At 63.1% G+C, this 2,439-nt stretch carries 2 protein-coding genes; one reads left to right on the top strand and one right to left on the bottom strand.

The window, feature by feature from the left end; all coding sequences use genetic code 11:
* A partial coding sequence (locus tag EOA38_RS33695) for a glycosyltransferase family 39 protein (RefSeq protein WP_145966203.1) occupies positions 1–966 on the bottom strand: 966 nt, incomplete at its 3' end.
* A 557-nt stretch (positions 967–1,523) separates the two neighbouring features.
* Here EOA38_RS33695 and tyrS point away from each other — a divergent pair.
* Positions 1,524–2,439: tyrosine--tRNA ligase (gene tyrS, locus EOA38_RS33685; protein WP_127301257.1), on the top strand; the 916-nt coding region annotated here is incomplete at its 3' end.

Raw genomic sequence — 2,439 nt, 5'->3', positions numbered from 1 at the left:
CACATAATGCGGCAGCTTGGTCGGGATCGCCTCGAACACCAGCCAGAACGGGATATACCAGGCGAGGCAGAAGCGCAGGCGCGGATCGTCCCAAAAGCGGTTGATGGCCTGCAGCCCTGCGCCGACCGCGATCAGGCCGAACGGCCACATGAACAGCGAATAGGTGAGCATGTAGAAGCCCGGCGGCAGGCCATGTGATTCCTCGCCCTGCGCCACCTTGTTCAGCATGTCCTTGCCGACCGCTTCCTGGAAGAAGGCGCCGCCGCTCTTCCAACTGATGAGGATGATCCAGGGCAGCACGATGACGAGCACGATGAGGACGCCGCGCACCAGCTTCAGCTTCAAAAGCCAGCGCCAGTCGCGCTCGAAGGCGAACAGCGCGGCGGCCGTAAGCAGCGACAGGAGCGGCGTCACCGGCCCCTTGATGAGAATGCCCAACCCCTGCGCGATCCAGAAGATCCAGGGCAGATGGCCGGCAACCGGCTCTTTGCGGCGCGTGGCCAGATAGACCTGCGCCAGCGCGCCTTGCGCGGCCACGCAGCAGGCGAGCAGCATGGCGTCGGTCTTGGCGTCGCGGCCCTCGAAGGCGGTGGCGAAGATCGCCGCCATCATCAAGCCGGCGGCCAGACCGGCATTGGCGCCGAAGAGTTTCGTGCCGGTCCAGCCGATCCCGACGACGGCGAGCGCAATGCCCAGCATGGAAACCAGCCGATAGACCCAGATCGGCGCTTCAGCCCCCTCGCCGCTCAGCGCCACCGCTGCCGATTGCAGCCAGTAGATGCCGATCGGCTTTTTGTAGCGGGAGACATCCTGCAGACGGATGTCGATATAATCGCCGGTCTCGACCATCTGCTTGGTCGACTGGACGAAGCGGGATTCATCGCGGTCGACCGGTGGCAGGCTTGCCAGCCCGCTGACGGTCATAAGAATGCTGAACAGAAAGAGGATGAGGGAGTTCCTGTTCATCGCGGGAGCTTGTCCGATCTGATCTGCGGGATGGCCCCGTCGCGGCGCTTGGGGCGCGCTGCCCTTGCGCGGGCGCCTCATTACGCCAGCAAAAGGGGCGAAGCAAGAAGTGGGCCTCTCTCCAGGGCAATCGCTTCAGTCCAACGACAGTTTCCAACTTTGTCGCTGAGCGCACCAACTGTCGAAGTCGGCGCTGCCCCTCATCGCCCTGCCGGGCACTTCTCCCCGTATAGTGACGGGGAGAAGGGGCTGACCGCAACCTCGGCGCCCTTCTTGCGACGTTGGCAATTGGCGAAAACCGGCGATGACGGCGCCCCTCTCCCCGTCACTATACGGGGAGAGGATGCCGGCAGGCAGGTGAGGGGCAGCACCGGCCCTCGAAAAAGGGCGACGGCGGCGAACTCGACCTGCCCTGCTACTCTCTCGCACTCGGCGCCAATCGCGGCGGGCGATCGGACGCAAAACCGGAAACCACTTTTGCTGATCGCCCGCTGATGCTAAACGCGCGCCTTCATGTCACGCTTTGGCCCAAGCCGGGCGAACTCCAGGAAGAGAACATGTCCGCCTTCAAGTCCGATTTCCTGCGCATCATGAGCGAGCGCGGCTTCATCCATCAGATTTCGGATGAAACCGGTCTCGACCAGCTTTTCGCCAAGGAAACGGTGAGCGCCTATATCGGCTTCGACGCGACCGCCAAGAGCCTGCATGCCGGATCGCTGATCCAGATCATGATGCTCCACTGGCTGCAGCAGACCGGCCACCGGCCGATCGCGCTGATGGGTGGCGGTACCTCGATGATCGGCGACCCATCCTTCAAGGACGAGGCGCGCAAGCTGCTGACGCCGCAGGACATCGAGGACAATCTCGTCGGCATCCGCCGCAATTTCGCGCCCTATCTCAAATTCGGCAGCGGCACCGGCGACGCGATCATGATCAACAACGCCGACTGGCTGATGGAGATCAACTACGTCAATTTCCTGCGCGATGTCGGCCGGCATTTCTCCGTCAACCGCATGCTCGCCTTCGATTCCGTGAAGCTCAGGCTCGACCGCGAGCAGTCGCTGTCCTTCCTCGAATTCAACTACATGATCCTGCAGGCCTACGATTTCGTCGAGCTCTACAAGCGCGTCGGCTGCAGGCTACAGATGGGCGGCTCCGACCAGTGGGGCAACATCGTCAACGGCATCGACCTCGGCCATCGCATGGAAGGCGTGCAGCTGTTTGCGATGACCACGCCGCTGCTCACCACCTCGTCCGGCGCCAAGATGGGCAAGTCGGCCTCGGGCGCGGTCTGGCTCGATGGCGACATGCTGTCACCTTACGAGTTCTGGCAGTACTGGCGCAACACCGAGGACGCCGATGTCGGCCGCTTCCTGAAGCTCTACACGACGCTGCCGCTGGATGAGATCGCGCGTCTCGAAAGGCTCGGCGGCTCGGAAATCAACGAGGCGAAGAAGATCCTCGCCACCGAGA

Source organism: Mesorhizobium sp. M1E.F.Ca.ET.041.01.1.1, assembly GCF_003997355.1.
Taxonomy (GTDB): domain Bacteria; phylum Pseudomonadota; class Alphaproteobacteria; order Rhizobiales; family Rhizobiaceae; genus Mesorhizobium.
Note: the sequence above shows the minus strand (reverse complement) of the source record. Positions and strands in the feature narration are given on the sequence as shown.